This is a genomic window from Kitasatospora sp. NPDC088742, assembly GCF_055584905.1.
The window spans coordinates 24,890-32,128 of sequence record NZ_JBVJLD010000056.1 but is presented as its reverse complement, the minus strand read 5'-3'; the positions used below and the strand labels follow the sequence as shown (position 1 = coordinate 32,128).

The 7,239-nt window shown below is 72.9% G+C and carries 9 protein-coding genes; 2 read left to right on the top strand and 7 right to left on the bottom strand.

All coding sequences use genetic code 11. From position 1 onward, the window contains the following. Positions 1–25: 25 nt before the first annotated feature. The 3 genes from ACZ6ZR_RS32630 to ACZ6ZR_RS32620 all read right to left on the bottom strand — a co-directional run bounded on the left by ACZ6ZR_RS32630 (position 26) and on the right by ACZ6ZR_RS32620 (position 1,443). Positions 26–226 (bottom strand): DUF5326 family protein, encoded by a 201-nt coding sequence (locus ACZ6ZR_RS32630; protein WP_465648585.1) that lies wholly within the window; start codon positions 224–226, stop codon positions 26–28. Positions 227–397: 171 nt separating this feature from the next. Further along, positions 398–1,060 carry a thiaminase II gene (gene tenA, locus ACZ6ZR_RS32625; protein WP_465648583.1) on the bottom strand — a complete coding sequence of 221 codons (663 nt, stop codon included), beginning with the start codon at positions 1,058–1,060 and terminating at the stop codon, positions 398–400. A 65-nt stretch (positions 1,061–1,125) separates the two neighbouring features. After that, positions 1,126–1,443, bottom strand: coding sequence for a cupin domain-containing protein (locus tag ACZ6ZR_RS32620; protein WP_465648581.1), 318 nt, complete (start codon positions 1,441–1,443; stop codon positions 1,126–1,128). Positions 1,444–1,532: 89 nt separating this feature from the next. On the opposite strand from ACZ6ZR_RS32620, the gene ACZ6ZR_RS32615 reads away from it, so the two are divergent. After that, a complete protein-coding gene (locus ACZ6ZR_RS32615; RefSeq protein WP_465648579.1) occupies positions 1,533–1,913 on the top strand; it encodes a phage holin family protein in 381 nt (126 codons plus the stop codon). 87 nt (positions 1,914–2,000) lie between these two features. Here the strand turns inward: ACZ6ZR_RS32615 and ACZ6ZR_RS32610 are convergent, their stop codons facing one another. Together ACZ6ZR_RS32610 and ACZ6ZR_RS32605 are read right to left on the bottom strand one after the other, a co-directional pair. Then, complete coding sequence (locus ACZ6ZR_RS32610) at positions 2,001–2,426, bottom strand: SsgA family sporulation/cell division regulator (protein ID WP_465648578.1); 426 nt, start codon at positions 2,424–2,426, stop codon at positions 2,001–2,003. A gap of 173 nt (positions 2,427–2,599) precedes the next feature. Beyond that, entirely contained in the window at positions 2,600–3,406 is an 807-nt protein-coding gene (locus ACZ6ZR_RS32605) for an IclR family transcriptional regulator (RefSeq protein ID WP_465648576.1), read from the bottom strand. A gap of 343 nt (positions 3,407–3,749) precedes the next feature. Between ACZ6ZR_RS32605 and ACZ6ZR_RS32600 the strand changes: the two genes are divergently transcribed. Further along, on the top strand, positions 3,750–4,289 hold the full coding sequence (locus ACZ6ZR_RS32600) for an NUDIX domain-containing protein (RefSeq protein WP_465648574.1): 540 nt from the start codon (positions 3,750–3,752) through the stop codon (positions 4,287–4,289). 13 nt (positions 4,290–4,302) lie between these two features. Here ACZ6ZR_RS32600 and ACZ6ZR_RS32595 read toward each other — a convergent pair whose 3' ends face one another. Both ACZ6ZR_RS32595 and ACZ6ZR_RS32590 read right to left on the bottom strand, forming a co-directional pair. After that, positions 4,303–5,832, bottom strand: coding sequence for a globin domain-containing protein (locus ACZ6ZR_RS32595; RefSeq protein WP_465648572.1), 1,530 nt, complete (start codon positions 5,830–5,832; stop codon positions 4,303–4,305). A gap of 137 nt (positions 5,833–5,969) precedes the next feature. Beyond that, complete coding sequence (locus ACZ6ZR_RS32590) at positions 5,970–7,232, bottom strand: dihydrolipoamide acetyltransferase family protein (RefSeq protein WP_465648628.1); 1,263 nt, start codon at positions 7,230–7,232, stop codon at positions 5,970–5,972. Between the last annotated feature and the right edge of the window lie 7 nt (positions 7,233–7,239).

Genomic DNA, 7,239 nt, shown 5'->3' with positions numbered 1-7,239 from the left:
GGGCCGTTCCGCGTCCTACGGGCCGTCAGCTCTTGGCGGCCTTCTTCACCAGGATCACCACACCGGCCGCGACGCCGACCACCACCAGTGCCTTGAACAGGAAGGCGAGCAGCGAGGTCACCGCGCCGACCACGAACCAGATCAGGTTCCAGGCCAGGATGACCGCGATGATCGGGACGACGATGTTGCGCACCCACGAGGGCAGCGACTTCCAGAGCTCAGCCATGTCCGTTCCTTCTCTCCCCTCGGGCCGGTGACGGCTGGTCCGTCGCGTCCCGTTTGCTTCGATACCTAGAACGTACCCGGCCGGAGCACGGCTTCCGAGGGGTTGCGGCCCGGAGAGAACCCGGAGATGCCCCCTAGGTCCGGAGGGGGCGCTCCCCTACCTGGGGAGGGGTCAGACCGGCCAGGTCTCGCGGCGCCAGGCGGCGTCCCAGAACATCCACTCGTACCGCGAGGTGGTCACGAAGTGCTCCACCACCCGGGCCCGCTCGGCCGGGGCGAGCTGCTCGCCCAGACGGTCCGTCAGCTCCAGCACCCGGCGGACCACGGACTGGAAGGCCTCGTCCCCGTAGGTGGCGATCCACTTGGCGTAGAGCGGGTCGGGGGAGGAGGAGGCGAGCAGCTGCTCGCCGACCCTGGCGTAGATCCAGTAGCAGGGCAGCACCGCGCCGACCGCCTCGGCGAAGGAGCCGCCGTAGACGGTGGCCAGCAGGTAGCTGGTGTAGGCCCGGGTGGTCGGCAGGACCGGCTCGGCGGCGGCCTCCCCGGCGAGCTCGCCGAAGGCGGTGAGGAAGCCGGCGTGCATCTCCTGCTCGGCGGCAATGGCGCCGACCGCGTCGGCGGCGAAGGCCCGCACGCCCTCCTCGTCGGGGGCCTTGGCGGCGCAGACGGCCAGCGCCCGGGCGTAGTCCCGCAGGTAGTGCGAGTCCTGGACCACGAAGTGCCGGAACGCCTCGCGCGGCAGAGTGCCGTCGGTCAGGCCGGAGATGAACGGGTGGGCCAGGATCTCCGCGTGGATCGGCTCGATCGCCGACCAGAGGTCCTCGGTGAAGGTCATCGTTGCTCCAGGATGGACGGGGTCGGGCCTCGGCCGACCCTACCGGGAGCGTTCCGGACGGCCCGTCAGTCCTCCGGCGGGGAGAACACCACCAGGACCCGGAGCTCCTCGGTGACGTGGTGGAAGCGGTGCGGCGTCCCGGCCGGCACGTAGACCACACTGCCCCGGCCGACGGTGGTGGTCTCGCCGCCGACGGTCAGTTCGGCCCGGCCGCTGATCACCTGGTAGAGCTCGTCCTGGGGGTGCGCGTTCTGGGTGTCGGTCTCGCCGGGGGAGAGCGCGTAGAGGCCGGCGGACATGTGACGTTCCTTCAGGAACCGCAGGTAGGCGCCGCCGCCCTCGGAGCGTTCGGCGTCGAGCCGGTCCAGCCGGAAGACCTTCACGGGGCCACCCTCCTGTCGTGTTGGCCACATTGAACAACATGCGCCCGGGGAGCTTCCGCCCGGCCCGGCGGCCTGCCACCCTCATGGCCATGAAGAACTTCGTCATCAAGACGCTGATCAACGCGGCCGCCATCTGGGTGGCCGCCTGGATCCTGTCACCGAAAATCACGCTGACCGGCGATGACTGGCAGGGCAAGACCGTCACGGTGATCCTGGTCGCCCTGGTCTTCGGGGTGGTGAACTTCCTGATCAAGCCGCTGGTCAAGCTGTTCTCGCTGCCGCTGTTCATCCTCACCCTGGGGCTGATCACCTTCGTGATCAACGCCCTGATGCTCTGGCTGACCTCCTGGGCCTCGGACAAGCTCGGCCTGGACTTCCACGTGGACGGCTTCTGGGCGGCCCTGCTCGGCTCGCTGATCATCAGCCTGGTGTCCTGGGGCCTCAACCTGGCCTTCGGCGACGACGACTGACGCGGGGTCACTCCCCCGCACACGGAAGGGCCCACCGCCGGCGAGGCGGTGGGCCCTTCGTGCTGCCGGGCCGGCCCGGCCCCGGCCTCAGCCGAGGTTCTCGCAGCCCTTGGCCAGGATGGCGGCCAGCTCCTCGTCCAGCTCGCTGCCGGTCGGCTCCTCGCCCATCGGCACCAGCCGGTCGGTCCGGGCCAGGAAGGCGATCAGCGGCGGGGCCGAGGCGACCAGCCGGGCGTCCCCGTCCGGGGAGTGCAGCACGATGCAGACCTCGGAGAGCTCCTCGCCAACGGGGTGGATGTGCACGTCCCCCTCGCCAGTGGGGCGGCTGATGCCGTCCAGCAGCAGCTCGCGGGCGAAGTACCAGGTGACCGGGGCGTCGCCGGGGAGGTGGAAGGTGAACCGGACGGCGAAGGGGTCCACCGGGTCGTAGTCGAGGTCGACCACGATGCGGAAGGAGAGCTCGTGCGAGACCACGAGGTTCATCACCACGTGGCCCTGGACTGTGCTGTGCATGCGCCAGTACCTCTCGTTCTGCCCGGTGCCGGTGGCTGAGGGGACCGCCGGTGGCCGGGCATGCGATTCGATGTCGTGGTCCTCAAGGTCCCCTTCCGGCACCATCGTGGCGCTTTGGGGACGAATTGGACAAGACGCGCTTTTTCAAATGGTGAGCGGACACACCCGACGGGTCAGTGGACGAACGAGGGGGACATCGCCCCGACCAGTGAGCGGAGCCGCTCGGCCTTCGCGGACAGCTCCCCGGCGCGGGCCGCCGGGAGGGAGATCGCCATGGTGGCGACGGCCGAGCCGACGGTGATCGGGACGGCGGCGCAGACCGTGCCGAGCGCGTACTGCTGACGCTCCAGCACCGGCCTGCTCGGCTCGGCCGCGGCCAGGCGGCGGAGCAGCAGGGTGCGGTCGGTGACGGTGGACGGGGTGAGCCCGACCGGCGGATGGCGGCTGAAGTGGTCCTGGCGGTCCTCCTCGCCGAGCTGGGAGAGCAGGCACTGGCCGACCGCGTGGGCGTTGGCGGTGACCTTGAAGTCGGCCCACTCGGCGACCGCGGGCCGGGCCTGGGCCTCCACCACGTCGACCACCCGGACCTCGCCGTCCTCGTAGACGGCGTAGTAGACGGCGGTGTCCAGCTCCAGGCCGATCTGCTCCATCCGGCCGCGCAGGTCGGCCCGTTCGGCCTGCCGGCCGCCGTCCCGGCCGATGCCGTCCACCGAGGCGCCGTAGAAGAACCGGCCGTCGACCCGGCACAGGTAGCGCTCGTGGGTCAGGGTGCGGAGCAGGTGGTACGTGGTGCCCAGCGGCAGTCCGGCGGCCCGGGCCAGCTGCTTGGTGGTGGCGCCCTCGCGGTACTCGCCGACGGCCTCCAGCAGCCGCAGCGCCCGCTGGACGGAGGCGATCAGGGTCGGCTCCCGGGTGCCCCCGGTCGGCGACCCGGCGTCCCGTATGCTCCGTGCGGCTTCCGCGATCTGATCGACTGTCATGCCCTGCCCCCTGCCCGGTTTCAGTGCAGTTGTGCCCGAATGGCGCTCATTGCAGCACAGGGCGCCCATGCCTGCAATCATTCCGGTGAGCAATGTCGGCTTTTGACCTTCGAATCAAAGGGTCGCTCGGCGGAATGTGACTCTCCGGTAGGAGCATCTCCGGCGCCCGCCTTGCTATCGAAGATCCAAATGCCCTCACTGCCCACTGCGGACCCGAAGCGCCCGGGCACGCCAAATCCACCGTTCGGCGGAACCGGCCGGTCCCGTTCGTCCGTCTGTACGAGTTTCGCGGGCGGGCCGGGGCGGGAGACTCAGGCACAACGCCCCCCTCCCGGAGGTGGTCATGACCGGCCCCGTCCGTCCCGTGGTGAAGCGAACCGCGCGGGCGATCCTGCTGGAGCTGGACCCGGACGACCCGCACCGTCCCGCCTCGATCGTGCTGATCAAGCGGACCAGGCCCGGCTCCCGGCCGTACTGGATCACGCCGGGCGGCGGGGTGGAGCCCACCGACCGCAGCGTGGTGGCCGCCCTGCACCGGGAGGTGGACGAGGAGCTCGGCGGCAAGGTCGAGGGCGTGGTGCCCGCCTTCGTGGACACCGTCGCCCACTCCCACCACGAGGACGGCACCCCGGCCCACCCGCACGGGGTCAAGGTCCAGCACTTCTTCGTCTGCCGCCTCACCGCCATGGACCCGGCCCGCCGGCACGGCCCCGAGGTGGACGAGCCCCGGGGCGAGTACGAGATCGTCCGGCTGCCCTTCACCCGCGAGGGCGTCACCTCGGTGAACGTCGTCCCGCCCAGCCTGCGCGCCTACCTGGCCGCCAACGTGGAGGGCGTCCGCGCCATGCTCGCGCCGGACCTGGGCACCGCCGAGCGGCACTGACCCGGCGGCCACCTCAGGCCTCCTCGCCCAGGTCGTGGAAGACCCGGCCCCGCGCCACCCCGGCCCGGGCCAGCGCCCGAGCGCCCCGGCGGACCATGGCCGCCGGGCCGCTCAGGTACGCGTCCCGGCCGGCCCAGCTGCCGTAGCGGGAGACGGCGTCCGGCAGCTCCCCGGCCAGCAGCCCGACGGCCTGCTCCTCGGAGACGACCGGATGGACCGTCAGCCACGGGTTCCCGGCGGCCAGTTCGCGCAGCCGGTCCAGCTCGTACAGCGCGTCCTGCCGCCGGGCTCCGTAGAAGACGTCCACCGAGCGCCCGCCCCCGCCGTGCCCGGCCAGCTCCTCCACCAGCGCCGTCACCGGGGCGATCCCGGTGCCGCCGCCCAGGCAGACCAGATCGGCCCCGCCCCGCTGGTCCAGCACCATCGAGCCGGCCGCCGGCCCGAGCCGCAGCACGTCGCCCGGCGCCGCCCGGTGCACCAGCGCGTTGCTGACCCAGCCCGCCTGCACCGCCTTGACGTGCAGGGTCAGCAGTCCGTCCGGCCGGGGCGCGGTGGCGAAGGAGAACGGCCGCCAGACCCGGGGCCACCAGGGCGTCTCCAGAGTGGTGTACTGCCCGGCCCGGTACGGGTAGGCCTGGTCCGGACGGAGCGTCAGCACCGCCACGTCCGGCGTGCGCATCCGGTGCTCCACCACCTCGGCCTGCCACCACGGCGGGGAGGTCCGGGCCGCCTCCTCGGCCGCCTCCGACATCACGGTGGCGACCAGCCCGTAGACCCGGCGCCAGGCCAGCTCGGTCTCCGCGTCCCACTTCGGGCCGCAGTACTTGGCCAGCGCGGCGACCAGACACTCCCCGACCGGGGCGTAGTGGCCGGTCAGGGTGCCGTACTTGCGGTGCCCCCGGCCGAGGCCGGTCAGGTAGGTGGTCAGGCCCGGCAGGTCGTCCGCGCTCCGGGCGGCCATCAGCAGCGAGCGGAACAGCCGGTCCCGCTGGACGTCCATGGCGGCCGGGAAGAGCGCCCGCACCTCGGGGTGGTGCAGGAAGATCAGCGCGTAGAAGTGCGCGGTGGCCCGGTCCGCGAGCGGCTCCACCACGGCCAGGCTGGCCCGGATCAGCTCGACGTCCCGGGCGGTGGGCGGATCGCCCGCACCGGCCGGGGGCGCGGCGGCGGACGCCGGGGCCTGCGGCCCGTCCGCCAGGGTGTCCATCGCCCAGGCCCGGCTCCAGTGGTCGCCCGGCCCGGCCCAGTTGAGGCCGGGCGCCTGCGGGAACAGCGGCTCCACCACGAGGGCCGGAACGGCCGGGGGGTGGTCCGGCATCGGCGGGATCACCGGCTCCACCGGAGCGGCCTCCACCGCCACCGGGGCCACCTCCACCCGGGTCGCATCCACCGGGCTCGCATCCACCGGGGCGGCCTCCACCACCCCTGCGGGTGGCTCCGGCTCCGCCTCCGGCATGCCCGGTACGGCGGCCACCGCCACCGAGCCGCGCCCCGCCCGGACCCTCAACGGGGCTGTCTTCACCGCGATTTGACGAGTGCCCAAGAGAATCGTTTCGCTTCCGGTCGTGCCAGTTGCTGAGGCTCAGCAGCGTGGCACGACCGTGAAGCTCATCCGACAAATCTGCGGAAGCCCGGACACGAGGCCCCCGAAGCGCTAACCTCCCGCACTCACAGCCGCAGTCACAGCCGGCGCAGCAGCGTCCCCGGCTGCTCCACGCAGTCCGCGACGAACCGCAGGAAGCCGCCCGCCGTACCGCCGTCGCAGACCCGGTGGTCGAAGGTGAAGGAGAGCTGGGTGACCTGGCGGACCGCCAACTCCCCTCCGTGGACCCAGGGTTTGGGCGTGATCCGGCCGACGCCGAGCATCGCCGCCTCCGGGTGGTTGAGGATCGGCGTGGAGCCGTCCACCCCGAAGACCCCGTAGTTGTTGAGGGTGAAGGTGCCCCCGGTCAGCTCGCCCGGTGTGATCCGGCCCTCCCGGGCCGCCTCGGTCAACCGTGCGAGCTCCGCACCGAGTTGCTCCGTCCCGAGCGCGTGCGCGTCCTTCACCACCGGCACCACCAGACCGCGCTCGCTCTGGGCGGCGAAGCCCAGGTGCACGGCGGTGTGCCGGACGATGCCGGAACCGTCGGGCGTCACGCTGGAGTTGAGCTCGGGGAAGCGGGCCAGCGCGGCGGTGGAGATCCGGGCCAGCAGGGCCAGCACGCTGATCTTCGGCCCGGCCGCCCGGTTGAGCTCGGCCCGCAGCTCCATCAGCGCGGTGGCGTCGGCGTCCACCCAGCAGGTGGCGGCGGGGATCTCCCGGTGACTGCGGGTCAGCTTCTCGGCCACCGCCTTGCGCAGCCCGCGCAGCGGGACCACGCCCTCGGGGGCCGGTGCGGCCACCGGGGCCGGAGCGCTCAACACCCGCTCCACGTCCCGCCGCAGGATCAGCCCGTCCGGGCCGGAGCCGGCCACCGTCCGCAGGTCGAGGTCGTGCTCCCGGGCCATCCGCCGCACCAGCGGCGAGATCACCGCCACCACGGCCGGCGCCGCGGGCACCACCGGAGCGGGAGCCGCAACAGGGGCGGCAGCACTCCGCGCCCCCGCGCCGACCCGGGCCCGCCGCGCACCGGCCGGCCGCTCGGCCACCCCGTACCCGACCAACGGCCGTTCCACCGGCGGGTCCTGGTCCGCCAGCGGCTGCGGGCCCTCGCCCGGCGCCACCGCGACCGTCACCAGCGGGGACCCGACCGGGATCTCCTCGCCCTCGGCCCCGAACCGGGCCGTCACCACCCCGCCGTACGGGCAGGGCACCTCGACCACCGCCTTGGCGGTCTCCACCTCCACCACCGGCTGGTCCACGGCGATCACCTCGCCGACCTCCACCAGCCAGCGGACCACCTCGGCCCCGGTCAGCCCCTCGCCCAGGTCGGGGAGGGTGAACTCGCGCACCACCGGCATCATCTGG